Origin of the sequence: Saccharophagus degradans 2-40 (genome assembly GCF_000013665.1) — a bacterium.
Lineage (GTDB): Bacteria > Pseudomonadota > Gammaproteobacteria > Pseudomonadales > Cellvibrionaceae > Saccharophagus > Saccharophagus degradans.
Genome location: NC_007912.1, coordinates 4,774,102 through 4,798,690, shown reverse-complemented (window position 1 = coordinate 4,798,690; position 24,589 = coordinate 4,774,102). Strand labels below are relative to the sequence as shown.

Annotated in this window: 26 protein-coding genes; 16 read left to right on the top strand and 10 right to left on the bottom strand. The window is 44.5% G+C overall.

The window, feature by feature from the left end:
• Positions 1–6: 6 nt before the first annotated feature.
• Both SDE_RS19845 and SDE_RS19840 read left to right on the top strand, forming a co-directional pair.
• Positions 7–1,269: a WecB/TagA/CpsF family glycosyltransferase gene (locus tag SDE_RS19845; protein WP_011470268.1), complete on the top strand. Its 1,263-nt coding sequence runs from the start codon at positions 7–9 to the stop codon at positions 1,267–1,269.
• A 263-nt stretch (positions 1,270–1,532) separates the two neighbouring features.
• Entirely contained in the window at positions 1,533–2,213 is a 681-nt protein-coding gene (locus SDE_RS19840; RefSeq protein ID WP_011470267.1) for a sugar transferase, read from the top strand.
• A gap of 126 nt (positions 2,214–2,339) precedes the next feature.
• Here the strand turns inward: SDE_RS19840 and SDE_RS19835 are convergent, their stop codons facing one another.
• Complete coding sequence (locus SDE_RS19835) at positions 2,340–2,738, bottom strand: hypothetical protein (protein WP_011470266.1); 399 nt, start codon at positions 2,736–2,738, stop codon at positions 2,340–2,342.
• A gap of 491 nt (positions 2,739–3,229) precedes the next feature.
• On the opposite strand from SDE_RS19835, the gene SDE_RS19825 reads away from it, so the two are divergent.
• From SDE_RS19825 to SDE_RS19805, 5 genes are read left to right on the top strand one after another with little or no spacing between them, the layout of a single operon-like run.
• Positions 3,230–4,531 (top strand): polysaccharide biosynthesis/export family protein, encoded by a 1,302-nt coding sequence (locus SDE_RS19825; RefSeq protein WP_011470265.1) that lies wholly within the window; start codon positions 3,230–3,232, stop codon positions 4,529–4,531.
• A gap of 17 nt (positions 4,532–4,548) precedes the next feature.
• The gene (locus tag SDE_RS19820; RefSeq protein ID WP_011470264.1) at positions 4,549–5,946 is read left to right on the top strand and encodes a GumC family protein; all 1,398 of its coding nucleotides are present in this window, start codon (positions 4,549–4,551) and stop codon (positions 5,944–5,946) included.
• Positions 5,901–7,190 (top strand): O-antigen ligase family protein, encoded by a 1,290-nt coding sequence (locus SDE_RS19815; RefSeq protein ID WP_041324938.1) that lies wholly within the window; start codon positions 5,901–5,903, stop codon positions 7,188–7,190. Before SDE_RS19820 ends, SDE_RS19815 begins: the two co-directional genes overlap by 46 nt.
• Before the next feature lie 12 nt (positions 7,191–7,202).
• Entirely contained in the window at positions 7,203–8,282 is a 1,080-nt protein-coding gene (locus SDE_RS19810) for a polysaccharide pyruvyl transferase family protein (RefSeq protein ID WP_011470262.1), read from the top strand.
• Position 8,283: 1 nt separating this feature from the next.
• Entirely contained in the window at positions 8,284–9,237 is a 954-nt protein-coding gene (locus SDE_RS19805; RefSeq protein ID WP_011470261.1) for a glycosyltransferase family 2 protein, read from the top strand.
• Positions 9,238–9,322: 85 nt separating this feature from the next.
• Here the strand turns inward: SDE_RS19805 and SDE_RS19800 are convergent, their stop codons facing one another.
• The 6 genes from SDE_RS19800 to SDE_RS19775 all read right to left on the bottom strand — a co-directional run bounded on the left by SDE_RS19800 (position 9,323) and on the right by SDE_RS19775 (position 14,472).
• Entirely contained in the window at positions 9,323–11,473 is a 2,151-nt protein-coding gene (locus tag SDE_RS19800; protein WP_011470260.1) for a TonB-dependent receptor plug domain-containing protein, read from the bottom strand.
• Between the two features lie 183 nt (positions 11,474–11,656).
• Positions 11,657–12,394: a DUF799 domain-containing protein gene (locus tag SDE_RS19795; RefSeq protein ID WP_011470259.1), complete on the bottom strand. Its 738-nt coding sequence runs from the start codon at positions 12,392–12,394 to the stop codon at positions 11,657–11,659.
• The gene (locus SDE_RS19790; protein WP_011470258.1) at positions 12,394–12,750 is read right to left on the bottom strand and encodes a DUF4810 domain-containing protein; all 357 of its coding nucleotides are present in this window, start codon (positions 12,748–12,750) and stop codon (positions 12,394–12,396) included. Before SDE_RS19790 ends, SDE_RS19795 begins: the two co-directional genes overlap by 1 nt.
• Positions 12,740–13,063 carry a hypothetical protein gene (locus SDE_RS19785; protein WP_011470257.1) on the bottom strand — a complete coding sequence of 108 codons (324 nt, stop codon included), beginning with the start codon at positions 13,061–13,063 and terminating at the stop codon, positions 12,740–12,742. The genes SDE_RS19790 and SDE_RS19785 overlap by 11 nt, the downstream gene beginning before the upstream one ends.
• On the bottom strand, positions 13,063–14,028 hold the full coding sequence (locus SDE_RS19780) for a CsgG/HfaB family protein (RefSeq protein WP_011470256.1): 966 nt from the start codon (positions 14,026–14,028) through the stop codon (positions 13,063–13,065). Before SDE_RS19780 ends, SDE_RS19785 begins: the two co-directional genes overlap by 1 nt.
• Positions 14,029–14,178: 150 nt before the next feature.
• Complete coding sequence (locus SDE_RS19775) at positions 14,179–14,472, bottom strand: antibiotic biosynthesis monooxygenase family protein (RefSeq protein WP_011470255.1); 294 nt, start codon at positions 14,470–14,472, stop codon at positions 14,179–14,181.
• 314 nt (positions 14,473–14,786) lie between these two features.
• On the opposite strand from SDE_RS19775, the gene SDE_RS19770 reads away from it, so the two are divergent.
• The gene (locus SDE_RS19770; protein WP_011470254.1) at positions 14,787–15,317 is read left to right on the top strand and encodes a glycoside hydrolase family 108 protein; all 531 of its coding nucleotides are present in this window, start codon (positions 14,787–14,789) and stop codon (positions 15,315–15,317) included.
• Positions 15,318–15,326: 9 nt separating this feature from the next.
• On the top strand, positions 15,327–15,887 hold the full coding sequence (locus SDE_RS21655) for a holin family protein (protein WP_011470253.1): 561 nt from the start codon (positions 15,327–15,329) through the stop codon (positions 15,885–15,887).
• A gap of 13 nt (positions 15,888–15,900) precedes the next feature.
• On the opposite strand, the gene SDE_RS21650 is transcribed toward SDE_RS21655, so the two are convergent.
• Entirely contained in the window at positions 15,901–16,329 is a 429-nt protein-coding gene (locus SDE_RS21650; protein WP_011470252.1) for a cupin domain-containing protein, read from the bottom strand.
• A gap of 246 nt (positions 16,330–16,575) precedes the next feature.
• On the opposite strand from SDE_RS21650, the gene SDE_RS19755 reads away from it, so the two are divergent.
• The 4 genes from SDE_RS19755 to arsH are packed head-to-tail and all read left to right on the top strand — an operon-like array spanning position 16,576 to position 19,179.
• A complete protein-coding gene (locus SDE_RS19755) occupies positions 16,576–16,908 on the top strand; it encodes a metalloregulator ArsR/SmtB family transcription factor (RefSeq protein WP_011470251.1) in 333 nt (110 codons plus the stop codon).
• A 20-nt stretch (positions 16,909–16,928) separates the two neighbouring features.
• Entirely contained in the window at positions 16,929–17,432 is a 504-nt protein-coding gene (locus tag SDE_RS19750) for an arsenate reductase ArsC (RefSeq protein WP_011470250.1), read from the top strand.
• Complete coding sequence (arsB, locus tag SDE_RS19745) at positions 17,432–18,448, top strand: ACR3 family arsenite efflux transporter (protein ID WP_011470249.1); 1,017 nt, start codon at positions 17,432–17,434, stop codon at positions 18,446–18,448. Before SDE_RS19750 ends, arsB begins: the two co-directional genes overlap by 1 nt.
• Before the next feature lie 26 nt (positions 18,449–18,474).
• Positions 18,475–19,179: an arsenical resistance protein ArsH gene (gene arsH / locus SDE_RS19740; protein WP_011470248.1), complete on the top strand. Its 705-nt coding sequence runs from the start codon at positions 18,475–18,477 to the stop codon at positions 19,177–19,179.
• 3 nt (positions 19,180–19,182) lie between these two features.
• Here arsH and SDE_RS19735 read toward each other — a convergent pair whose 3' ends face one another.
• Together SDE_RS19735 and SDE_RS19730 are read right to left on the bottom strand one after the other, a co-directional pair.
• Positions 19,183–19,890, bottom strand: coding sequence for an acyl-CoA dehydrogenase family protein (locus tag SDE_RS19735; RefSeq protein WP_011470247.1), 708 nt, complete (start codon positions 19,888–19,890; stop codon positions 19,183–19,185).
• Positions 19,891–19,900: 10 nt separating this feature from the next.
• Positions 19,901–21,085, bottom strand: coding sequence for an acyl-CoA dehydrogenase family protein (locus tag SDE_RS19730; RefSeq protein WP_011470246.1), 1,185 nt, complete (start codon positions 21,083–21,085; stop codon positions 19,901–19,903).
• Between the two features lie 258 nt (positions 21,086–21,343).
• Between SDE_RS19730 and SDE_RS23155 the strand changes: the two genes are divergently transcribed.
• From SDE_RS23155 to SDE_RS19710, 3 genes are all read left to right on the top strand, one after another.
• A complete protein-coding gene (locus SDE_RS23155; protein WP_226986454.1) occupies positions 21,344–22,984 on the top strand; it encodes a PAAR domain-containing protein in 1,641 nt (546 codons plus the stop codon).
• Between the two features lie 165 nt (positions 22,985–23,149).
• Positions 23,150–23,512 (top strand): hypothetical protein, encoded by a 363-nt coding sequence (locus SDE_RS19715; RefSeq protein ID WP_226986453.1) that lies wholly within the window; start codon positions 23,150–23,152, stop codon positions 23,510–23,512.
• A 593-nt stretch (positions 23,513–24,105) separates the two neighbouring features.
• Positions 24,106–24,585 (top strand): hypothetical protein, encoded by a 480-nt coding sequence (locus SDE_RS19710; RefSeq protein ID WP_011470243.1) that lies wholly within the window; start codon positions 24,106–24,108, stop codon positions 24,583–24,585.
• The last annotated feature ends 4 nt before the right edge of the window (positions 24,586–24,589 follow it).

Here is a 24,589-nt window from a genome sequence, read left to right as displayed (position 1 = left end):
TTACCTATGCAAATCCTCTCTCTACAAAGACAAAAATTTTATCCTTTTTCTGTAGTGTTAGTAGACAAAATACTTGCTCTCACAGTGTTGGCATTGTTACTTCCCGTTCATGCTTTGAACACTCTACTGGCTATTTTTCAACGAAAGGCATTTACACGCAGCGAATTAAAACAAGATGCCCTCGGCCGCGTTGTGGAACTTACACGTTGGAACGTAGGCTTGCTGCGTGAAAGTTTACATTTGCTAAATGTTGTTAAAAACGAAATAAGCCTTGCGGGCGTAAGCCTTAAATATGTGTGTATAGAAGAGGATATACTCACTCTTACGCCGCTTAAGCCAGGTTTGTTTAGCATATACGAAATTCAACACACCATTGGCCGTATAGATTGCAGTCACGGTGATACTCTACGCCAACATGAGAGAAATATAACAGTGCGTTTTCAGTTGGCGATTGTTATTAAGGCGATAGTATGCCGTGTACTTTACCAATCAAATAAAGCGCGTGAAGCGAGTCGCTTTAATGTACTGGGTGTGCATGTAGATAATTGGTTACTCGCCGACGTGCTTAATTGGATTTTTACCGATACCAATATTGATACAAATACTAATACCAATATAAATGCCAAGGGCAACTGTCGCAGCGGATATTTTATCAATGTAAATTCTATTAACTTGGCATATAGCGATGGCGATTTTAAAAAGGTGTTAGCCAGCGCAGATTGCGCATTGGCCGACGGGTCTGGCGTGCGCTTGGGCGCAAAACGACTTGGGGTGCAGTTGCGCGATAATGTAAATGGCACAGATTTATTACCGCATATTTGTCGCAGAGCAATCGCAGAAGGGTGGTCGATCTATTTACTTGGCAGTGAAAAAGGTGTGGCAGCGGCAACCGCCAAAAATTTAAAGGCAACCTTTACAGGGTTGCGCATTGCTGGTACTCATCACGGGTTTGTTAGTGAGCAAGATGACGAGCTGCTAGTGCAACAAATTAATCAGTCGGGTGCAGATATAGTTTTAGTGGCAATGGGTTCGCCCATGCAAGAAAAATGGATAGCGAGAAACAAGGTGAACTTGCAGGCATCAACGGCGCTCGCGGTTGGCGGCCTATTTGATTTTTATTCCGGTAAAATCCCTCGGGCGCCGGTGTGGATGCGAGAGTTGGGTATGGAGTGGATATACCGCTTGGCTATGGAGCCAAAGGCGAAATTTAATCGCTATGTAATAGGTAACCCTCTATTTATGTGGCGTATAATGAATGCGAAAACGTAGCAATTAACTGCGGTTAAAAACAAATTGGCCAGTGCGATAAACCCGCACTGGCTTTTTTTTTACGTTTCATTTCGCAATTTGCAAAGCATATTAATAAATATTTTTACTTATGAAAAATAATGTAATTAAACGAATGTTTTGCTTTGGCTAAATGCCCTGCGGAGCGGGCCATGCGGGCCGATATATTAAATTCTATTTGTGGCATAGCCATTGCAATACTCCTGTTAGTGAAAAAGATTAACTAAATTCTGTTGGGGTTAGCCATGAACACAACTCATTATACACGAAAAAATAGTCTGCATTTTATAGCTGAAATTATTGGTTCCGCTCTGGGTAGAAGCAGCGATGCCGGTTTGCCAGTTTGGTTGCAACAGCTAGGTGCGCTACTGGGTGTGATAGCACTATCGCCATTATTATTAACCGTGTACGTATTAATTAAATGGGAAAGTGCCGGCCCAGTTGTTTTCAAGCAGGTGCGTGTAGGTAAGCACGGTCGCACTTTTACCTTATATAAGTTTCGCTCTATGTATATGGCAAACGATGCTCGCTACGTAGACCCTGCCAGCCTCGCTAGCGATAGAGACGGTGTGTGTAAAAAATATTTTCAAGATCCGCGCATTACCCGTGTAGGAAAGTTTATTCGTAAATACTCAATTGATGAATTGCCCCAGCTGTGGAATGTTGTGCGCGGTGATATGGTACTAGTAGGGCCTCGTCCTGCCTTACCTAGCGAAGTGGCCGAATACGACTTTAAAGCTAAGCGCCGTTTGCAGGTTCGCCCTGGGTTAACTGGCTTGTGGCAGGTTTCGGGTAGAGCCAATACCACATTTGAACAACAAATAGCATTAGATTCAAAATATGTAGCAGAAAAATCTTTAAGGATGGATTTAAAAATACTATTGCTTACGTTGCCTGCAGTGGTATCCGCAAAAGGTGCTTATTAACGTGGGTTGCTGCTCAGCCTGCTACTCTAGGTGCAATTTTAACTGCTGCTTCAACTGCTTTTATCAACCGAATTTTTAGTTATTAATTTTGTCAGTAAGCTCTCTACCCGGTTATGCCGGGCTTTTTTATTTCGGTAATAAATCTTCTAAGTGCGAATCGGGGAATATATCAATGCCCGCCAAGGTTTTTAACCCATACAGAATAATCAAAATAATTGGGGTGAGTACGGCGAGCAGTGTGTATAGAAACATTACAAAACTAATGCCCTTAGAAGCTTTTATGCGCATATTTTCTTTATTGCGTGTGTCGGAGCGGCGATCTTTACCTATTAGAAAAACAAAATAGAGTTTACTGAAGTACAGTGGAATGGTGCCGCGCAGGTCAATAGAGTGTTGGCGAAATGGCGCGTTGGCACTAATGGCAGTACGTATTGCTTCTAGCTGAACTATGTTAAGCGTTTTAAATACATCAGGATCAATACGGCTCATTACATGCTGTGTGTAGGCATCTATTTTTTTAGACATAAAAAATACTGCTTCCGATTTTTGGCTATACCTTTAGCAGCGCAGAATATGGTTTTAAATAAGCCGGCTTAAAGGTGTTGGGTGGAATTGATATGCGCGTGGGCCCTTTCTTATTGCGGCTGCAGTTAGTACCGCGCTGTCGCTAATACCACGCTATCGCTAAGGTCTAATATTTATTCTAGTGGAAAGCGTGAATTCTTTTATAACTAAATGAAGCAAATTGCAGGTTTAATATAGCCTAATGTGCGCCAGCGGTTGTGTAGTTAGTAATAAATTCGTTTTTGCGATTTGCAAGCGCTGCAAATCACCTATTTTCATTCTGCGAAACGCCGCGTTGCATTCTGTAGAGAAAAATAAAAATATCAATAAATACAAAGAGTTAGTTTTTATTTTGGGGTTGGTATGGGCCTTGCAATCCCTATAGGTATACCGGCGAACTGAGTGTTTTAGGTAATACATCAGCGCCATTAGCCTTATACGGAATATTTGTAATGCAAACTGAAAATTCGCTCTTATCTCACCTTAAGCAGGTAGCCATTCAGTCGAGTAAGGGTCTGTTGGTTTGTGTTATTGCCGCTATCAGCATTGGCTGCACGCAACAGCATGCTATTCAAACCCCTGCAAACCCATCGCAAAAGTTTTATGGCAACAGCGATGAAAATGGTGAGCATGTAACTCATATCGATACCTCTAAATATGTGTTCGCATCCAACAAAAGCTGTGAGCGCGTAGGTGATGAGCACAAGGCGACGCATTACCGTGCCGATCAAGCGCTATTACAAGGGCATGTTGTTGGATCTGCGCAGGCACCTGTGTCTATTTACAACAAAGATTTACCCTTAAGCCCAGGTGATATGCTTGATGTGCAAATCGAAAACGGTGAGGGGTTTAACGGACAATACGTTGTTGACCCAGATGGTTCTATCCAGCTGCCGCTTATCTCGCCTATTCGAATTGCTGGTATAGGTGTCGCTGGTACAGCAGAAAAAATTGAAATTGCTTTAGTGCGTGCCGGCATATTTAAACCCGAGTTTACGCGTGTAAGTGTTCGAGTATTACATTGGGCAGAAATTAACGTAACCGTAACCGGCGCTGTGTTTGAGCCTGGCCGCGTGCGCATTAATGAAAACCATCAAGAAAGCATTGTGGCGGAACGCGTAGCGGCAGTAGGTGACTTTGCCACTAGGCGATCAATTGTTGAGGCTATTCGCACCGCGTCGGGTATTCGCCCCGATGCAAAATTAGATCAAGTAATTCTTGTGCGCAACGGCTGGCAAATAGAGCTGAATTTAAGCGGCATTGTAAGCGGTAATCCGGTGCAAGATGTGGCCTTGGTAAATGGTGATCATATTGTTGTGCCTACTACTGGCTGTTTTCAATCGGCGCTAGTGCGCCCTTCGCAAATAACACCTAAAGGCTTTCGCGTTTTTATGTCGAACCTGACGGTGCCTTCGACCGATAACGCCGGCTCAGCAGTAGGCAGATATAGCAGCAGCTTACCCTACGGTACTACGTTGTTGCAGGCAGTGGTTTCAGCAAACTGCGTGGGCGGTACGCAACTTACTAACGCACCGCGCAAAGTGGTGTTGGCGAGCCGCAATCCGCTTACCAGTGAGTATCAAGTTATCGAGCGCTCTATAGAGCAACTAATGCGCTCGGCTGGCCGAGAAGACATTAATCCGTTCTTGATGCCTAACGATGCAATCGCCTGTTACGACTCTGATGTATCTAACCTGCGAGATTTTGCGCGAACCTTAGGCGAAGTTATCACGCCGCTTAATGTGATTTTCTAAACAAGGCGAATGGAATAATGACAATGAATACGCTGCCTGTTCCTGTTACGCCGCGCGATTACATTCGACGTAAGTTGTGGCAACTGCGTAGTTTTCGCTACCTGTGGGTTGCCTTATTTTTTTACGCGTTAATTGTTGCTGTTGTTTTACTTTACCTGTCGCGCGCGCCTATCTATGCCAGTGCTATGTCTGTGGTGCTACCTGGCTCGGGTTCGTCCAGCAGCTTTAGCATCGATCAAGTAGGGCAAGCGAACCAAAGCACACGTACCCCGTTTGGTAGCGCAGCGTTTAGCCCGCTTGTGAATTACAAAGAAATTCTAAAAAGCCGCGAAGTAATGCGCGGCGCAGCCGAAAAGTTAAACGTGCAATCCCCCTTGCTAACCCCGCCGCGCGTAGAACTGCGTGAGCGCACATCAATTTTGTTTATTCATGTAGATGGCGGCTCACCGGCGAGTGCTCAGGCTTATGCGGAGGCGCTATACGAATCGTTTCAAGAAGCCTTAGATCGCTTGCGCGAAGACGAAATTATTCGTCGCGATAGCGGAGTAGAGCGCGTGCTAGCGCAATACCGCAATAAGGTGGCCGCTACGCGTCAAGCTATTGTGGAGTTTCAACAGCGCGCTTTACTTATTTCGCAAGACCAAGTCGCTCAGTTGATGAATTCGCAAAGTGCTTTACAGAATAAAAGAATGACTAGTCATTCGGAATTGCGCAAAACAGAAGACTATGTAAACCAATTGAGTATCGATTTAGCTATTTCGCCAGCACTGGTTGGGCAAGCTTTCAAATTGCAAAGTGACGCAGAATTCAGAGGTTACCTACGCGAACTGGATGATAGCGCGATGAAACTCGCCGAATATTCCTCTACCTGGGGCTACAAGCACCCTAAAGTAGTTGCACAGCAAGCGCGTTACGACGGCGTAAAAGAATCGCTGTTGACCCGTAGTAAAAAAGTAGTGGGTATTCAAATAGCAGATGCTCTGCACGGTATGGATTTGCAAAGTGCGCCGCAACGTGCAGATTTATTCTCATCTTTGCTTGATACATATGCGCGTTTGCAAGGTCTAAAAGCAGAAATTAGCGATATGGATATAAGCGAGCAAAAATTAGCAGACCGTATGAAAATATATTCTCGCGAAGCCGCCGAGCTAGAGCGATTAGAGCGCGAACACGCATTGGCGGAAGCCGTTTATACCTCTGCGGCCGCAAAATTAGAGGCAGGTAAATCAGATATTTTTGCTTCGTACCCCGCCGTGCAAATTTTATCTATTCCTTCTTATCCAGATAAGCCTAAGAGCCCAAATACTGGCATTGCAATTGCAATAGGTGGATTAGGTATTTTATTTATCACGTTTGGATTATTTACGTTATGGCACAGAGACTACTTGATCGCCTTAGTGCTGAAGAATACTTAGTATTTTATGCCCTAGCGTTTACCTACCCTGTTTATATGATCGGCGGGCTTTACGTATTGGGTTCGCTAATTGGTTGGCTTGTACTGGCAGTATTTTTGCTCAAGGTTTATCTGCTGGGTGCAAAATATTTTGGCGTTAACCCACTATTAAAAATTTCGCCCATAGCGTGGATCTGGGTGTTAGGCATGTTGGTAATGCTGTTAGCGCTTTTGGTTGCCCATATAGATCGCCAATTAGGTACAGGCTTAACAATTAAATCGTCCATCGGTTGGGCAAAAGGTTGGGCGTTGCTCGCATTATTTCCTGTGTTGGGCAGCATGATATCTATTCGGCCAGCAGTAATAGCGCGCGGGTGTTGTATCGCAGCGGCCAGCGCAATTCCGTTTGCGGCGTTGGGAATTGTTGCTTATGTAGTGGGTTTGCCGGGCGACTTATTTTTATCGCCACTTAAAGCAATAGGTGGGCCCGGCGAAGTATTTCAGGTGCGCTTGTTTGGTATGAACCCAGAAACTGGTATGGCACGTTGGCAATTTACCGGCCCTTGGGCACCTGCTGCGGGCCTATTAAGCTGCTTTTATCTCATATTGTGTATGCAAGAAAAAAATGTTCGTTGGCGCTGTGCAGGAATATTTGGTGCATTTGTAATGTGTATGTTGTGTCAGTCCCGCGCTGGCTGGGCAATATTTTTTGCCATTGTGCCCATTATGATTGTGCTGGGTAATTTAAAAAACCCGTTGTCCTGGGTGGCAATGGGGGTTGTTTTACCGGTTTTAGTTTTATTGGGCGAGCCAGTTTATAACTGGGTAATGGATTCCTATCAGCAAGTAAAAGAAAGTCGCCCTGGGTCCACTCGAGTACGTGGCACTTTGGCGCGCTTGGCCGTACAGCGCTGGCAAAACGAAGCACCTATATGGGGGCACGGTGTGGTCGAGCGCGGCCCCAAAATTGTAGAGCATATGCCTATTGGCACTCATCACAGTTGGTACGGTTTGCTATTTGTTAAAGGCATTGTGGGTTTATTGGCTTTGGCAATACCGCTTGCGCTAACAAGTATTTATTTATTGTGGTTGGCACAGCGCTCAAAAATTGCATTAACCGCATTGGGTGTTTGTGTAATTACCGTGAGCTATAGCTTTTTCGAAAATTTAGAAATACTAGCGTATTTATATTGGCCTGCCTCTTTATGGTTGGGCATATCTTTGGCACCGGGCGCTTCGAAAAAAGAATGCACCCACTGTAAGTAAAGAGAGAGTGTAATGACAACTTATTTAAATGGTTACTATGGCATGTTAAACAGTGGCGACGACGCCCTTATGCAAGCCACTGCGTGGGGCGCAGAAAAATACCTGGGCGCAAAAGATTTTTTAATTAGCACGCCAAGACCAATTACTTTGGCCGATAATAAAAAGGTTGCCGCAACACTTACCAGCAAACAAATGTTTAAAGGCGAAAATAGAATTCGCCAGTATTTCGCCTCTGCAAAATCTAATCAAATTGTATTTGGTGGTGGATCGGTACTGCATAATAGTCACGATATTAATCAGAAGCGTCACTTTATTAAATTGTCTAACAAGAATAATGCGTTGGCATTGGGTGTTGGTTTAGGGCCGTTTGCAAGTAGTGATGCAGAGCAGGCTTGTGCAAAGTTTTTACTCGAATGTGAATACGTTGGTGTGCGCGATAAAGCAAGCTTTGATATGGCAAAATCTCTCGCCCCCGAGGCAAATGTTGCACTTACTTTTGATTTAGCGCCTTTACTCTTACTTAATGAAAGCGTTTCGTTTAGTACAGAGGATCGGTCTGGTGTGTGTTTCTGCTTGTGCCCAAGTGAGCGCCTAAAAAATAATCTGGCTGCAGAAAACGCTCGTTTACAGCAAATTGCCAACGCCATTATTAGTGTGTATCGCCAAACCGGTGAGCCAATAACCATGCTTGATTTTAATGGGCATGCCACATTGGGCGATGAGCAAGTTCACCGCGCATTAATGGCTTTGCTACCATCTAATATTCCGGTTAAACATGTTGCCTATAACCCAAACCCGTTGCAGGTTATGCAATTACTCGCTGGCTTTAAGTGTGTAGTGGGTATGCGATTACACGCAAGCATTCTTGCCTACTTAGTTAATACACCGGTTGTTTCTCTAAATTATCACAGTAAATGTAAAGGCTGGTGCGAACAAATAGGTTTAGCAGAGCATTTGCAATTTGATACTGGCGATATAGATGCAGCGCAATTGGCTGGCGCTATTTGCTTGGGGTTGAGCACTGGTTTTACTGCGCCAACATTGCCAGTAGAAAATGCGATAGCTAAATCTTTGAAAAATTGGAGGGCGTAAAATGTCGGCACTAGAAAAAACAATTACAGTTGTTATTCCCCTTTATAACAAAGCTGCACATATTGTTGATACGCTTAAATCAATATTGCGACAAACTACACTACCAGAAGAAATTATTATTGTTGACGACGGTTCTACCGACAACAGTGTAAAAACATTAGAAAGCTTTTTGGCTGGTGTACGAGCAAGGTGTGACATACGTATCATTAAACAGAAAAATGGTGGCGTTTCGAAGGCGAGAAATACCGGTATACAACACGCGAAAAGTAATTTTATTGCGCTATTAGATGCAGATGACAGTTGGGCGCCAGATTATTTAGCCGAAATTAAGGTGTTAATGGGCAGCTTTCCCGATGCCGGAGCCTATGCTACTAACTACTATAAGTTAGAGGGCGATAAATTTATTGTTCCAAAAATACGGTTTACCAAAAATGGCAAACATACAGGTATTATGGATGATTATTTCGAGATTGCGGCACGTGGTGATTTACCCTTTATGACATCGTCAATCTGTATTCGTCGCTCTGTGCTATTGTACTTAGGTGGCTTTCCAGAGGGGGAGCCAATGGGAGAGGATCAAGACGTTTGGGCTAAATTAAGTTTAGAAAGCTCAATTGCCTATAGTCATAAGCGAGTATCGCACTACCATTTGGATGCAACTAATCGTGCGTGCAACAGTAATGCACCTAAAGAAGAGTGCCCATTTAGCAAACGTTTAAAAATGGCGGTACAGGTCAACCAGGTTAAACCAAGCTTAAGGCGTCATGTGCTTGCTTATACAGCTACCCATCTATTGCATCTTGCTAAACAACAAATAGAATTAGGGGGCTTTACAGAGGCAGAAAATTTACTCGCGGATGAACGTTGTAGCTTACTTATGCTTAAAAAATTGCGACTAAAAACTAAATTAGCGGCGTACAAAATGCGCGGCTTGGTAGGGCGTTTGGTGGCTTAATACACATTAGGTGCTCTCAATACCGCTGCGCAATTGTGTATGCCCGGTGTGCTACAAGACCGAAATAACCTCAGTGCGAAAAGCCTCAATAGCTATAGCTAACAGAAAGCATTGCATGCCTACCAGATAATGGGTAATCATCTGGCAGGCTGCCTGTACTTGGCTCGCGAGCGTCTGTGTCAAAAGCGTTGCTTATGCTCAAGGCAGCGCTATAGCGTGATTGTGCCCAAGCAAGATTTAACGACGTTATGTTGTAGCCTTCTAGCGCTTCGCGTGGGTCGCCAGGTTTACGCGAGCGTTCAGATAGCCATTTACTTTTCGCAAATAGCTGCCAGTGGGTTGCGAGTTTATAGTGGCCTTGAATATAAAAGGTATGTACCGGGACATCGGATAAACGGTTATCGAATTTATCACGCGCATCTAAGTAGCTGTAATGGCCTTTAATGAGCAATTTTTTATCAAATTGCCAATTGGCGATTAACTCTGAACCCCAACCGGCCTGTTCACCGGTATTGCTGGCCAGTTGAATGCCGCTTTCTGCTTGGCTTACAAATTCAATAATATTGTTTATTTTGTATTGGTAAATATTAACGGTTACATCAGTCGATTTATTGAAGCGTATAGTGCTGTTAATACCGCTTTGAAAAGTGCGCGCTTTTTCGGGCTTTAAGCTGGGGTTACCTACGCCTGCTGGGTTGTTTTGCGCGTACAACTCTGTAAACGATGGCGCTCTAAAGGCGGTGCCGCCATAGGTGTTAAATGTAATATTTTTTGATGCTTGCCATTGCAAATTTATACGCGGGTTAAAGGTGCTGCCAACGTCGGAATACTGGTCGTAGCGCATGCCAAGAGAGGCGCGAAAGTCACTACTAATTTGCCAAGTATCTTCAATCGATAGGTATGTTAAATCTCGATCAGATGGTGGAATATAAACGTAAGGTGTATTGCTCACATCAGTCAGCGTTCCGTCTACCACGGTTTGGCTGCCATCTATAATGCTGGGGCCGAAATTTTTGCGCTCTACGGCTTTGTAGGATTGTGTTTGGTAGCCAATCTGAACACGGGTATCGTGTTTGCCTAAGTGTACAAGATAAGTGGCGTTTACATCGGTAGCGCTAGCATTGTTGCCTGGGGTGCCTATATAGCCATCGGTAAATGTAACAACGTTAACCGGCTCGTTAAAATCAATATTGCCATCTGCGCCTATGGGCAATTGAGTGCCCGCAGGAAAAACATATAAGAATGTGCGCGATTGCTGTTTGTTGTAGGCGCCGTTAAACGCTAGCGATTGCTGTGCATCGTTATACAGGTTATAACTGGCATTAAATTGGGTATCGGTTAGGCTGGCGGTACCTTTGTTATCTAAGGCTGCTGCAACGCCACTTCCCACCCCCTTGTCGCTATTGTTCCAGTAGTGAACTTGTAAACTTAACTTATGCCAATCTAGCTGTGCGTTAATTTGATCTATTGCGTAGCGTTCATCTACTCTTCCCGGTGCCTGGCTGGCATCGGTACCGAATATATTATCAAACACAGTTTGCAAATCGTCTGTGGCGATTTTATCGGGGTCGTCATCACTGCGTTGGTGTGCTGCTGTGATACGCCATACGCCTTCTTCAAAGTTGTGTTGGTGCGTCCACTCTATGTCGTGTGTGTTGTATTCACCCGTGCGCAGGGTAAGGGTGTTATCTAATTGTTTATTTGACACAAGGTTGATTACACCGCCCACAGCATCAGCGCCATAAATGGCCGAGCCAGGGCTGCGCACAACTTCAACACGCTCAAAGCCGGCTAGGGCTATACGGCTGCCGACGGTTTGGCCTGAATCTTGGCGGTATTTAATGGGTACGCCATCTATTAATACGAGTACCTGTTGGCCAAATGTGCCAGAAATACCGCGTATGACAGCTTTGTTTGCAACTAAGCCTGTTGTCGTTTTGCTTATGTGCACACCGGGTACCATATCCAAAACGTCTTCTAGCGCGCGGGCGCCGGCGGCTTGCCATTCGTGCTTGGTAATCACCGTCACCGAGCCTGGCGCGTCCGCAAGCTTTTGTTCGTAGCCCGAAGCTGCAGTAACCACTTTAATTTGGAGTAATTCTTCTAGGCTTAGCTCAAATAGTGGGTCGTTTTCGCTTGTGTAGGCGGTTTGGCTGAATGCACCAATAAACAGGGAGAGCAGTATGCCCTTAGGTATACGGTGTGGTGGGAGTGTACGGCCTGTTATTCCGATCATATTGAGCTTATTTCTTATATATTTAAAATCAGAGTGATTTTATTTCGGCTACTCCTAAGCTTAGCACTTTAAGTTAGATTGGAAACACAAAAAAGCCCGAAAGCGTAGCGCGTTTCGGGCTTTGACGAATTGAATGTAGGCCTGTTGAGCAAAACGCCAGTAGGCCTAGTTGAACACTGTTTGCTATTGTGCTGCGGGGGCCGTTTTTTGCTCTTCAGTTGTTTTATTTGTAGCTGGGGCTACATCAAATTGCGAATAGTAAGTTTGATACTTGGGCGAATATGGCCCAGGTGGTATTGCGGTACCGTTGTACAAAAATACTTCGCCGTTTGCCTGACGCGTTAATGGCAAGTAATTGGGCTTGGCGCGTTCAAGCGCTGCAGAAATTGCGGCCCCCACTAAATTAGCTAACGGGTTACCAGTATCATTATTTTGTGGTGAATAGTGTAGTTTTTTTCTGGCGTGCCAAAATTGGTGACCATCACTATTTACTAAGCGGTACTCAAAATCAACAATGGTAGTTGTAGCTAGTAATATGTACTGCGAGGTCCATTCGTGAATGGTCACATACAAAATACAGTCGGCGCCAAACATAGCAGCTAGGCTTTCGGGTGGCTGAGCGTGTACTTCGGCTGGCTCGTAAAAACCTTCGTGATCTAAAATAGTTTTTACCGTGTTAATAGGGAACACATAGTAACCCCTATTGCCTAACACCATGGGTAAGGTGGTTAACATGTACGTGGGCGCTTCTACATCTACCGATTTATTAACAACGGGTACCACTAAAATAGATGTTGGCCGCAACTGTTCAAATTCAGTCATGGCGCGCGGGCCGGAATTTGTAGATGCACAGCCATAAAAAAATACAGCCCCCAATACAATTAAGCTTACTCGAGTAAGGCGAGAATAAAGTTGCAACATTATTTAGGCCCTACCTTTTCTTGTAAGTTTTCAATTAGCGCGTCCATGAGTTTTGTACTTTCTGGCCATGCTGCTTTTTCTAATTGATAGTATTCAATGGCTTTGGCTAAATCGCCCTGTTCCATATAAAAAGTACCGGCTTCTGCAAGCATACCTGGCGCTAGCCTTTGGCCTTGCGCTACGGGGGAGGCAACCATTTTTAAGTGATCGGACACGGCTTTATCTTTGCGGCCGGGTTCGTGGTAGTACTCAAACATATTGCTTTCGTAGTTGCCCCACTTGTATTGGGAAGTTGCGCCGCAACCCCCCAATAACAGCAGCGCCATAGTTATTATTACAATGCGCTTATTTATCATGGCTTACCTTTAGTACTCGGGTTTCGTTCGCGCCCAACGTCACATCGTAGGTTTTAATAACCGCGCCGTTATGGGTAATGCTAATTTGATGGCGGCCAGAAATAATGCGCAGCGCATTTTCATCCGATAAAAAATTATCTAAGCTGCCGTAAGCTATGCCGTCTATATATACAGAGTAGTGCTTTGCGGCGGTGCTTAATTGGGCATCGAAGGTTATGCGTGGTCTATCGTCTACAACTGTTGTGTTGTGTGTAGGCTTGTTTACGCAACCGGTAATAAATAAGGCAAGTGTAAATGCAAGTAATAGTTTCATTATTTTTTCTCCCTAACTTCTAATGTGCTAACGTCTAGGCCAGAAACCGAGCCTTCTGTTACAGAGCCAAATGCGCCCTCTTCCAATTCTGAATCGCCAAATAAACCTTCAATTTTAATGGCAGCTACTTTTTTGCCTGGCAGAGTAATAACGCTGCCCGTAGTAGACGATTTAACCGCTTTGCCTTTGGTGAAAACATCAAAGTTCATGCCGGTTTTAATACCTTGGTGTTTGCCGCCACTAATAAATACTTGGCCTTCTTCTACGGCTAGCACATCTGCAGACCATGTTTTTTCCAACATGATTTTATTTAGCTTTTCTACTGCGGCGTTTACAGCTGCGCCAATTGCTTGGTCGTTAATGCTGCCGTCGTAACCGGCTACAGAACCAAAGCCCATAGTGCGGGCGGTTTCGGTGGAGGATGAGCCAGTACCGGTAACAGACGCAAACACGCGGCCTGTTTTAGTTTCTACCAAGCGCAAATCGACAGTAGCAGTGGCTTCTTGTTTTTTAGACGACGATAAAAAGCCAGACTCGCCGGTGGTGTTGCGGCCAAACTGAGTGAGCGAGCCAATAACCAGCGTGTCTACGCCAATTAAATTAACGGTTTCACCGGTAAGCCTAGCTTCGTTTTCTAGTAGTTCTAAATCTGGGCGTTCAAAAATTAAGTAGTTGCCGCTGTTCGCTAACGATTGCACAAACATATCGGAAACTTTTTCGCCTAGCACATCGTTTTTACTCGAGCCCAATAGGCTTTTGCCATAGCTTGTTTCGTTAGATAGGCGGCCAACGGCAATTTTGCGTTTTAGCGCGAGTGTTTTAGTGGCCTGAGCTTCCAATAGCTTGGCTTGTGCCTCGCGTTGTTGCTGTTCAGAAATGGTTGGCTCTACGTCTTTTAACCTTGGGTCTTGCGATGCACAACTGCATAGCAGTGCAACCATAAGGCCAGTAGTGACTATTTTCATTGAAGATCTCCCTGTGTGATGCCATGTATGAATAAAAACTGGAATTTGGTGGATTCGTGCGCCAAAAGGCGGGCTAACCGAATGCTATCGTATTTTGGAGGTGTAGTGTGTAACACCTTGTAGTAAAGCAAAAGTAAGCTGAACACCCTATTAACATTTTTGCTGATATTGGCGCTCAATATGCGTTACTTGTACTGAGTATGCTTTGTACCATTTTTGCTTGCCAAGTGCTTGCGCCGCACGGTGGGCGGGGTCTGCTTGCCAAGCGCTAATATGCGCTAAAGTGGGCCAATAGGAAACAGTAATTTCCTGATCGCCTTGGCAAACACTGTTTAGCTCTAAACAACCGTACTTGCTAAACGCTAGGTCGCGCATTTTTGCTGCGGTTTGACTGTATTCATCGTCAAGCGGGTTGGTAGTGGCGGTAAAAATAACAGCGTACATAGAGGTACTAATCCTTAAGCATCTTTTGGGACACGTGCTACAGCGCGTGAACTTTGGCTATCCTATATATAAAGGTTATTGGTTTGAAAGGGTGTGAATAACCAAGGGTATTTAACCATTTTTCACACCAAAAACTGCAAATAAGCGTGTCTATTTGGTGAAAACTCAGTCAAATAGCTGATTGGCTTTCATAACATAGTGGGTAACAATGTAATTAATAGTGTAATTAACACATTCATGGTTTGAATATTCTAAAAGTGAATAATCACACCTAGTTACAATATCACAACAGGAATCACAACAGGGAGCAGGCGATGACAATTGATGAGATGGTCAACACTATTCTTGCCCACGAAGGCGGGTTCGTAAATGACCCAGATGATCGGGGCGGCGCAACTAACTTTGGGGTAACACAGTTAACCTACGCCAAATGGCTTGGTCGCCCAGCCAGCATTGCAGATGTTAAAGCAATGGATATTGAAACTGCGAAAGAAATCTACCTTGCCAACTACTACTACAAGCCGCGTATCAATGGCTTGCCCGACGAAATACAACCCTTAACTTTTGACTGCGCCATTAACCACGGGCCAATTCGTGCCATGAAGTTTGCTCAAACGGTAGTGAATTTAGCGGGTTTTGGGTTAATTACTGTGGATGGCGTGTGTGGCCCAGAAACCATGCGCAGAGTAAAAGCAGCCCATGCTGAAATGGGCAACTACTTTATTAACGCCATGGTAGATGAGCGGGTGAATTTTTATGAAGCGATTATAGAGCGCGATGCATCACAGGCGCGCTTTAGAAATGGTTGGTTAAAACGTGCGGAATCGTTCCGCGTACCTGTGTAGGAGGCAGTCATGAGTTTAAAAGATATAGTGAATCCATTTAGCTGGTTCAGCAAAGGTGTAGAGACCGTAGGCGATACCGTTGTTAATGTGAAAAAAACCTTCACCGGCAGTAAGGCAGACCAAGATCAATATGCCCACGAGCAGTTTATTTCGGGCTTAGAAGGCTACTCTAAAGAGTTTACCAACCGCGCCAACAGAACCTGGTGGGACAGCCTATGGGATGGCGTCAATCGCATGCCGCGCCCGCTTATTGTGGTCGCAATATTCTGGTACTTCTCCCTTAGCTATCGCAACCCCGAAGAGTTTCAAGTACTGAACTTGGCACTGGATACCGTGCCAGAGCGTATGTGGTGGATTATGAGTGCAGTGGTGAGCTTTTACTTTGTTGCCCGCGAGTTTCAGAAAGGCCGCGACACCAAATTGGCGCTATCGGATAAAGAATTTAAAACCGTACAAGACCGAATGGCAAAACTACGCGAAGCCGCCGTAACCGAGTTACCCGCCAAAGAGCCTGGCTACAAAAACCCCTCTATAGAAGAGTGGAAGCAAAAAGCGGGGATTAATCGCTAGCCATTCGCAATTGCTATTCTGCCAATCTAAAATCTTTGCCCTGTAATTTGGGTGTGAAGGTACCTATTACTACACTGGCTTCCGCGCCGGTGTTTTCTGCCCAGTGGTAGGTGCCTTTTTTAATGACTATCGTATCGCCCGCTTTTACACTTTGACTCGACTCTTTAAAGTGAATAACCGCAGTACCGGTTAATACCTCTACGGTTAAATCGTGATCGTCGTGGTAGTGTGGTTGCTCGCTGCCTTGCAGGCGAATATAAAATTTACTTTCGTCGCCATCGCTAGCAATTGGCTGTAATGCTATGTTTTTAGCGAGCTGCTCGTCTGTCCAAACAATGTTACCGTTATCGCTATTGCCCTGACTATTATTTGCTTGTTGATTACAGGCGGTAAGCAGGGTAGTAAATAAGCAAAGCGCGCTTAAAAGTATTAATTTATACATGGTTTAGCTGCGTTGTGGTTAATTAGAGTGTGATTACAAACTTGGCTATTCATTAACGGCGAATCAAACCGTTAAAATAACAGCTAACAGCCTAAAGCAATATAACATTCCATAAGAGCTATATCCTGCACTCGCTAAAATTTTAGCTTCTAGCGATTACCGATTAACTGCTATCGATTAATATCTGATATTTCATATATATGAAAAACCATATATAGTGGCCGCTCCATAACCATTGGTGGCCCTATGCACCCTGTACAGCTATTTAAATGCCTTGCGGACGAAACCCGTTTGCACTCCACGCTGCTTATATATGCCCATAAAGAGCTTTGTGTGTGTGAATTGGTAGAGGCCTTAGACCTAAGCCAGCCGAAAATATCGCGTCACTTAGCGCAATTGCGCGAATGCGGAGTATTAAGTGATAGACGCCAAGGGCAGTGGGTGTTTTATGCCATAAACCCGCAATTGCCACCCTGGGCCCTCAGCATCATTGCCCAGGCTCACACTGCAGAGCAGGCTACCCTTACAACCCTTTCCCAAAAGCTCGAGGCCATGTGTTGCAGGCCCAACCGCTGTTAACCCTAAGTTAAGTGAACGCTATGAAAATTTTATTTATTTGTACCCACAATCGCTGTCGCAGTGTGCTTGGCGAAGCCATTACCAATCACATTGGCCAAGGCCGTTTACAGGCGCGCAGCGCGGGCAGCCAGCCGGTGGGCGAAGTGCACCCACTAAGCCTGCAGTTTTTAACCGAGCGCGGTATTAGTACCGAAGGCTTATGTAGTCAAAGTTGGGATGAGCACGAAGATTTTGCGCCCGATGTAGTGTTTACCGTATGCGATAGCGCAGCCGCAGAAAGTTGCCCTGTGTGGTTTGGCAATAGCATCAAAGTGCACTGGGGTTTGCCAGACCCATCTAAATTAGAAGGCAGTGATGAAAAAATGCGCGCACTCTTTTTTGCAGTAATGGATGTAATAGAAGCGCGTGCGCATAAATTACTAGAGCTAGATAAAGCCCTATTAAGCGACGAAGAGTTAGAAGCGCGCTTAAAAGATATAGAGCAGCAAATACCGGCACCAAACTTGGCTGAGGTAATCATCTAATGGGGTTGTTTGAACGTTACTTAAGTGTTTGGGTAGGCCTGTGCATTGTAGCTGGTGTAGGCCTTGGCTATGTAATGCCGAGTGCGTTTAGCGCAATTGCTCACTTAGAAGTGGCCCACGTAAACATTCCCGTGGCGATTTTTATTTGGGTAATGATTTACCCCATGATGATACAAGTGGATTTTGCATCCATTAAAGATATTGGCAAAAAACCTAAAGGTTTAGTGTTAACACTATTAATCAATTGGCTTATTAAACCGTTCACAATGGCGGCGTTGGGCTGGTTGTTTTTTAAAATACTGTTTGCCGATTTAGTCGACCCCGCCACCGCAAGTGAATATATAGCGGGTATGATTTTACTGGGTGTAGCGCCATGTACCGCTATGGTATTTGTATGGAGCCAATTAACCAAAGGCGATGCAAATTATACGCTGGTACAAGTATCGGTTAACGATGTGATTATGATTTTTGCCTTTGCGCCTTTGGCCGCGTTTTTATTAGGCGTAACCGATATTACTGTGCCGTGGGAAACGTTGCTGCTATCGGTTTTACTCTATGTGGTATTGCCACTGGTTGCAGGCATAGCTACACGCAAAGCACTGGATGCAGCAGATAATCACACTCGCTTAAATAATTTTGTGGGCATGTTAAAGCCATGGTCGATTGTGGGCTTGCTCGCAACCGTAGTGTTGCTGTTTGGTTTTCAAGCCAACACTATTTTAAGTGAGCCTATGGCAATAGTGCTTATCGCCATCCCTTTGCTTATTCAAACCTACGGCATTTTTGCAATCGCTTACGCAGGCGCAAAATGCTTAAAGCTGCCCCACAATATTGCCGCACCGGCATGCATGATTGGTACATCTAACTTTTTCGAACTGGCGGTAGCGGTGGCCATTTCATTGTTTGGTTTGCATTCTGGCGCAGCCTTGGCAACGGTAGTGGGCGTATTGGTAGAAGTGCCAGTGATGTTAAGCCTGGTTGCTTTTGCCAACCGTACTCGTCATTGGTTTGATTAAAGCTGGCTTAACAAGAGGATTTTACAGTGACAGATTTACCTAATATCGCCCCCGATTGTTTTAAGCCAATAGATGCCCAAAGCTTATTCCCAACAACGCAGAGTACGCATAAGCCAAAAATTCTTTTGTTGTACGGCTCGTTGCGCGAGCGTTCGTTTAGCCGATTGGCTAGCGAAGAGGCTGCGCGTATTTTAGAGGCCTTTGGTGCAGAGACAAAAACCTTTAACCCCAGCGGCTTGCCATTGCCAGACGACGCCGATGCAGAGCACCCCAAGGTGCAAGAGTTACGCGAGTTAGTGCAGTGGTGCGAAGGTATGGTGTGGTGCTCGCCAGAGCGTCACGGCTCGATGACTGGCATTATGAAAGCGCAAATAGATTGGATACCCCTTTCAATTGGCGCCGTGCGCCCCACGCAAGGCAAAACGCTTGCAGTAATGCAGGTGTGTGGTGGCTCACAATCGTTTAATGCTGTAAATCAATTGCGCGTACTTGGCCGATGGATGCGCATGCTCACCATACCCAACCAATCCTCTGTGGCTAAAGCGTGGTTAGAGTTTGACGAAAACAACCGCATGAAACCTTCAAGCTATTACGATCGAATAGTAGATGTAATGGAAGAGCTCGTTAAATTCACACTATTAACCCGCGACCAAGCAAGTTACTTAGTGGATAGGTATTCCGAGCGCAAAGAAAGCGCCGATGAATTACTAAAACGTATTAGCAAAAAGTAACGCTTAGCGATGATAGGCCATCCGATAACAATACTCCGCAGGATGGCCTTTTATATACCCCCTGCCGCCACTGAATTGTAAGAATGTATCTGCAAGTTCTGTTGTAAGCGTGCCACCTAGTAAATCAAGTTGTTGAACATGTATTAATTGTGTGTGGATTTGCATGGGCGCAGATAAGCTATTTTCCAAACATAACTCTACATTGGCTTCGAAAGCGAGTAATTTTGCTTGTAAGTTGGCTAATGTGAATTCTATATGTTGGTTGTCTACTAAGCGTTTGCCAAAGGTCTCTCGCTCTCTTACTTCGGTAAGTGTTGCGTTAAAAATATAATATGCGAAACCTAGCAGGCTTATTGCCGCAGCAAAGGGAGGAATACACGCTTCGTATTGTTGGGTAGTAGTTTGCAGTATTTTCTGACTAATTAATGGTGCGAGTATGCTGGCTAAATTACTTACAATTTTTTGGCTAAGTATAATATTGGGTTGACGACTTACATGCTTAGCTATGCACAGTAATGCGGCTATTAAATCGCTTTCAGATAATGAGTTAACAATTCTAAGGCTTTCCAATTGCTCCGTTAAGTGGTTGATAAATTGTTCGAAAACAACGTTTCCGTTTGTTAGCGTGTGAAAATCAACCGTGTCTAAATAATCGGTTATTAAATCGCTAAATATTTTTTCTGTAGAATCTGGCAGGTTCAACATTGTCATATAAGGTGCCCTAATATTTTTCGGAAGCGGCTATGCTTTTAAGCATCATTTCATCGGAGCCAGTAGAAATTGAATAGAGCCTGGCATCGTTAAAGTAATGAACTAGCTGAGCATCGGATTCTTCACCAAGGGTTTTGCTCGCGGTTAAAGCTAAAATAGACGCTTGGCGCACCAATCTAGAAGAGAGCAATTTACTGCTACACGAAAGTGTATGGTAGTCACCATTATCAATCCACCTACCCATAGCTTTGTAGGTAATGGCTTTGCTTGCGTTTAATTGGGCTTTAAGTGTGTGTAATTTATTTAAGCTGTTAACGCATGATGCAGTATTGGGGTTTGGCGTGTTGTGGCGGTTATTTAGAGTGTTTAGGTTATTTGGCTTAGTGAGCAAGTGCTCTGCATGAGCTAAACACATACGTGCTACCTCATTTGCGCGCAGCGACGATAAAATGCGTTCTTGCGAAAATTGCTGCATTTGATGAATCATGCCCATACCTGCCGTGCCAAGCCTATTGCTGTCGGCTACCCATACATTATCGAAAGTAATATTCGCAATAGGGCAATCATTATTGCCTAGGGTTGGGGTTGCGCTGCTTACTTTTACACCCGTAGTGGCAGCGGGTATTAAAAAATTAATTTTATTAAAGGGTGGTTTGTGGCCTGGAATACGCGCTACCACAAAATGTACATCTGCCAAGCTCGCAAGCGCAATCATCGATTTGCAGCCGTCAATACGCCAGCCGTCTCCGTCTTTAACTGCCGTGGTTTGAATGTTTGATATATCCGAACCCGCGTGTGGCTCAGATACCGCGTGGCTAAAAATAATATCACCGCGCAGCGCGGGTAATAAATATTCTTCTAATTGGTGCGCGCTACCCTGTTGATCCACAATCGGCGCAACCATATCTAAATGAATGGTTAGCCCCATTCCAATGCCGCCCGACGGTACCCTACCTAAACTTTCAGCAAACAGTGCTTGTGCGGCTAAGCCGTGGCCGGTGCCACCTTTATTTTTGGCGTAGCGCAAGCCGCTAAGGTTGTCGTTATACAGTTGTCGAACTAGTGCCTGAAAGTTAACCGATTCAGAATTAGAAGCAGGGGTTAAATGTGCAGCAAAGCTGGTGTCTATTTGCTTGCGCAAATGGATAAAAGCGTCGTTGCGCCAAAAACTAGGGGTTAATTCACAATTAAGCATAGGACCGAACTCGCATCAACAATGCCGCCAGTGTAAAGCCATGCTAAATATTTTATTACCTGTATGATTGCGCAATTAGGTTAAGGATTGAGCGCTTCAATCGAGATTTTATGGCCTAGTTCTCGCTATTACTTATTCGTCGCTAGCTTGGCGCGTAAATTCGTTAGGCCCAACGAGACTTCCGGTAGAATTCAGCCTAGCAAACGATACCCACGCTTATTGGGTAATCAGGGATAGTTCAACAGCAAGGAGGTTAACGTGGGTTCTAAAAGCGCAATGCCTGCGGCGCGACTCGGTGATATAGATACCGGTCACCCGCCCTCGCCCCCAACGCCCATTATTAATGGCAGCACCAACGTACTTATCAATTCTAGGCCGGCCGCGCGCAAAGGCGACATGCTGGTACCGCACCACCCTGGTATTCGCAAAATTTCCGAAGGCTCTAGCAGCGTGCTTATTAATGGCAAGCCTGCTGCGCGCATGCTCGATGGGGTAAACTGCGGCGGTAAAATTATTATTGGTTCTGGCAATGTATTTATTGGTGATAACCCTAAAACCGGTGGTGGTGGCGGGGTAACCAGCAATATAAAAGTAGAGCAAGAGTTTGATGAATATATCGACTCGAAATTCAAACCAGAAAACCAAAAGCTCACCGACTACCAGTGGCGCCAACTAGAAGCCGATTTAGCGGTAAAATACCGCGGCAGCGCAGGTGCCGTAGCTACCTGGGCAGAATATTATCAAGAGGCAATACCCGAAGGCCCACCCCAATCTGCCGCCGAAGCCGAAGGCTTAAAAATAGCCCAAGCACTTAATAGCGCAAGCGAGCTAGATGAGCCCGAAGCAGCCGTATACAGCGAAGAAGTGCAAGCCCAAGTAGACAAAGCCGGCCAAGCGCTGGCCCAAGCCGCCGCCCAACTCCCCGAAGGCGAAATGATCACCCCCGAAATGGTACACGTGGCCGAGCAAGCGCTGGCAGCTACTGGGTATGTAGAGCAGCCGCACTCGCACAATCATCAAGCCAGCAAGGTTTCTGATTTGGCCAGCCGTAAAGGCGTATCACCTACATCGCTAGATGATGCCGCTAACCGCTTACAAAGCATGGGTCTAGAAATAAAAGAAAAAGGCTATCAACCCAAATACTCCGACGCAGAGTTAATAGCGCAAGCTAAGGCAGGAGACGTTGCTAAAGAGCGATTCCATGTGCGGTTTATGGAGGTGCGCCATCAGTGGAGCCGAGAAGATGCCGTTAAGAGCCAAGACAACTTAACCGGCTTGCTCGGCCTGCCATTGCAAGGCAAAACGGGCGAGGGCGCAAAATACTGGTCGACAACCTTCGACCAAATAGAAGATGCCGATACAGATGCAGAGCTTATCTGCGGCATTTTGGGTTTAGATTATAAAAAAGATGCCAACTATATGATGGTTGTTGTCGACACAGAAAAAGCGGCCCCGATTACTGGCGTAGCAAGCGTATCTGCAACATTTGAAAATGTCAGCGAATTCGCCAATAGGGAACTGCCAGATGAGTTTCCTAAGGACTTTACTGACTTAACCATGAATGATGAATATCAGAAAAAATATAACGAGCTATTTTCTGCTGCGATTCAAGAGGGTGTTTTTGAAGACAAGTGGAAACCTAAAGATGAGGAGCTTTCTAGCTTTCTCAAAAGTAGAGGTGTCGATGATGATAACGTGGGTGTATTGGTTAACAGGCTGAAAATGCACAGAATTATAGGCAATAATCAGTATTATGAGGGTAATGGATTAACTCAAAATAAGAATGAAAAAGCTGGTAAAGAGTATGGTGTGGTAGAAACATTAAATTTCGAAAGAAAAAAAATAGATCTACAAAAACTAAAAAATAGTGGTGCAATTAAAATAATAGCAATAGGTTAATATATGTGGAAAAAAGAACCAATCTATGAGTTAAATGATCCCGTCACTAAAATTTCGGATCATAGGAATTTGCCGATCGGATGCGAAGTACTAGCAAGTTTTAAGCGGAGTGAAAGCTCCTGTATTATATTTACCAAAAATAACGGGTTTCTTTCTATACTAGATATGACTGACCGCATAAAAAAAGATGGCACTCCAGTCTATATCTGCGCGCAAACGGATGTCACGTTTAAATTTCTTGATTGGTTCCCTCGTGCATTAAACGACTTTGTTCGCCCCCCCGCAGAGGGTGGGCTACATGCAGGGGCAATGATTACTCAAGATGAAGATGTTGAAGGCGAAATGTTGTGTATCGTTCGTATATCTATTCCATCCGGCTATGAAGTAATGAATCGTTCGCGTTGTAACTGGGGTTTTTTGGAATCAAACACTTTTATGGAGCAGTCGGTTGAGTTTGAAGATGATGTGCTTTTCGACGGAGGGATGCTTAAGTGGATGGAATCTGGTGAGTGGAAAGCGTTGATTTAAGTCTTCTTGAGATATTGCTGTTATAAATATTCGATTGATGAATAACTTGATCGTTTTCCTCCATTTGTAGAAGGCGGGCTGCATGTGGAGGATATGCTGACAGGTATTTAAAGACCTTAAAGGTAGGGGATGATTTTATCTAAACCATCCGATTGCGGGAAGCTAGTTGAATTTAATGGTTTTACAGAATTAATTTAATCTGAAATAGGTAGTAATTCCACACCCGTAAGTAATTGTGATTTTCTAAGGGTATGTGTGTAGCTTTATTTTTCTCTCAAAGAAGATTGATTCTTTAAACAGGTCGATATGAATGAGATTTGGTGGCCGACGAAGTTGAAGGTTGTATGGGCTATGTTTTTTCCGTTTGTAGCGATGATGAGTTGCAGCGGATTCTTGTCGAAATTTGGTCTTAAGTTAAATTTAACATATTTTATTTTTATTCTTCTAATGGTATGTGATATAAAATTATTTGATAGCTAGTAAATTCCTTCTGAAATATCAATCCTTCTTGTTATCTGTTATCTGTTATCTGTTATCTGTTATCTGTTATCTCCGGTATTTTAGGTTTAGATTATAAAAAAGATGCCAACTATATGATGGTTGTTGTCGACACAGAAAAAGCCGCCCCGATTACCGGCGTAGCAAGCGTATCTGCAACATTTGAAAATGTCAGCGAATTCGCCAATAGGGAACTGCCAAAGGAATTTCCTAAAGAGTTAACTGACGAAATTATGAATGACGAATTCCAAATGCGTTATCGATCTGAATATTCTAAAGCGGTTGAAGATAAAGTTTTTAAAAATGAATCGACGCCAGACGAAGATAAGTTTGAAGAGTATTTATTGTCTCGTGGTGCTAATGAAAGTGAAATACAGTTACTTAAGGCTCGAAAGAACCTGCAAACCATCGTAGGGGCAAATCAGCATTACGAGGGCAATGGATTAACCCTAAATACAGGGGCTGTTAGTGGAAATAAATACGGTGTAGTAGAAACACTAAACTTTGAAAGAAACAAAGTTGGCCTACAAACAATGTTAGAAAACAAGGCAATAAAAATTGTGGCGCTAGGGTAAGAAT

Excerpts from the sequence above, each read along its gene's own strand:
- SDE_RS19845 (WP_011470268.1), top strand. The coding sequence starts at position 7 with ATGCAAATCCTCTCTCTACAAAGACAAAAATTTTATCCTTTTTCTGTA.
- SDE_RS19840 (WP_011470267.1), top strand. The coding sequence starts at position 1,533 with ATGAACACAACTCATTATACACGAAAAAATAGTCTGCATTTTATAGCT.
- SDE_RS19835 (WP_011470266.1), bottom strand. The coding sequence starts at position 2,738 with ATGTCTAAAAAAATAGATGCCTACACACAGCATGTAATGAGCCGTATT.
- SDE_RS19825 (WP_011470265.1), top strand. The coding sequence starts at position 3,230 with ATGCAAACTGAAAATTCGCTCTTATCTCACCTTAAGCAGGTAGCCATT.
- SDE_RS19820 (WP_011470264.1), top strand. The coding sequence starts at position 4,549 with ATGACAATGAATACGCTGCCTGTTCCTGTTACGCCGCGCGATTACATT.
- SDE_RS19815 (WP_041324938.1), top strand. The coding sequence starts at position 5,901 with ATGGCACAGAGACTACTTGATCGCCTTAGTGCTGAAGAATACTTAGTA.
- SDE_RS19810 (WP_011470262.1), top strand. The coding sequence starts at position 7,203 with ATGACAACTTATTTAAATGGTTACTATGGCATGTTAAACAGTGGCGAC.
- SDE_RS19805 (WP_011470261.1), top strand. The coding sequence starts at position 8,284 with ATGTCGGCACTAGAAAAAACAATTACAGTTGTTATTCCCCTTTATAAC.
- SDE_RS19800 (WP_011470260.1), bottom strand. The coding sequence starts at position 11,473 with ATGATCGGAATAACAGGCCGTACACTCCCACCACACCGTATACCTAAG.
- SDE_RS19795 (WP_011470259.1), bottom strand. The coding sequence starts at position 12,394 with ATGTTGCAACTTTATTCTCGCCTTACTCGAGTAAGCTTAATTGTATTG.
- SDE_RS19790 (WP_011470258.1), bottom strand. The coding sequence starts at position 12,750 with ATGATAAATAAGCGCATTGTAATAATAACTATGGCGCTGCTGTTATTG.
- SDE_RS19785 (WP_011470257.1), bottom strand. The coding sequence starts at position 13,063 with ATGAAACTATTACTTGCATTTACACTTGCCTTATTTATTACCGGTTGC.
- SDE_RS19780 (WP_011470256.1), bottom strand. The coding sequence starts at position 14,028 with ATGAAAATAGTCACTACTGGCCTTATGGTTGCACTGCTATGCAGTTGT.
- SDE_RS19775 (WP_011470255.1), bottom strand. The coding sequence starts at position 14,472 with ATGTACGCTGTTATTTTTACCGCCACTACCAACCCGCTTGACGATGAA.
- SDE_RS19770 (WP_011470254.1), top strand. The coding sequence starts at position 14,787 with ATGACAATTGATGAGATGGTCAACACTATTCTTGCCCACGAAGGCGGG.
- SDE_RS21655 (WP_011470253.1), top strand. The coding sequence starts at position 15,327 with ATGAGTTTAAAAGATATAGTGAATCCATTTAGCTGGTTCAGCAAAGGT.
- SDE_RS21650 (WP_011470252.1), bottom strand. The coding sequence starts at position 16,329 with ATGTATAAATTAATACTTTTAAGCGCGCTTTGCTTATTTACTACCCTG.
- SDE_RS19755 (WP_011470251.1), top strand. The coding sequence starts at position 16,576 with ATGCACCCTGTACAGCTATTTAAATGCCTTGCGGACGAAACCCGTTTG.
- SDE_RS19750 (WP_011470250.1), top strand. The coding sequence starts at position 16,929 with ATGAAAATTTTATTTATTTGTACCCACAATCGCTGTCGCAGTGTGCTT.
- arsB (WP_011470249.1), top strand. The coding sequence starts at position 17,432 with ATGGGGTTGTTTGAACGTTACTTAAGTGTTTGGGTAGGCCTGTGCATT.
- SDE_RS19735 (WP_011470247.1), bottom strand. The coding sequence starts at position 19,890 with ATGACAATGTTGAACCTGCCAGATTCTACAGAAAAAATATTTAGCGAT.
- SDE_RS19730 (WP_011470246.1), bottom strand. The coding sequence starts at position 21,085 with ATGCTTAATTGTGAATTAACCCCTAGTTTTTGGCGCAACGACGCTTTT.
- SDE_RS19715 (WP_226986453.1), top strand. The coding sequence starts at position 23,150 with ATGACTGACCGCATAAAAAAAGATGGCACTCCAGTCTATATCTGCGCG.
- SDE_RS19710 (WP_011470243.1), top strand. The coding sequence starts at position 24,106 with ATGATGGTTGTTGTCGACACAGAAAAAGCCGCCCCGATTACCGGCGTA.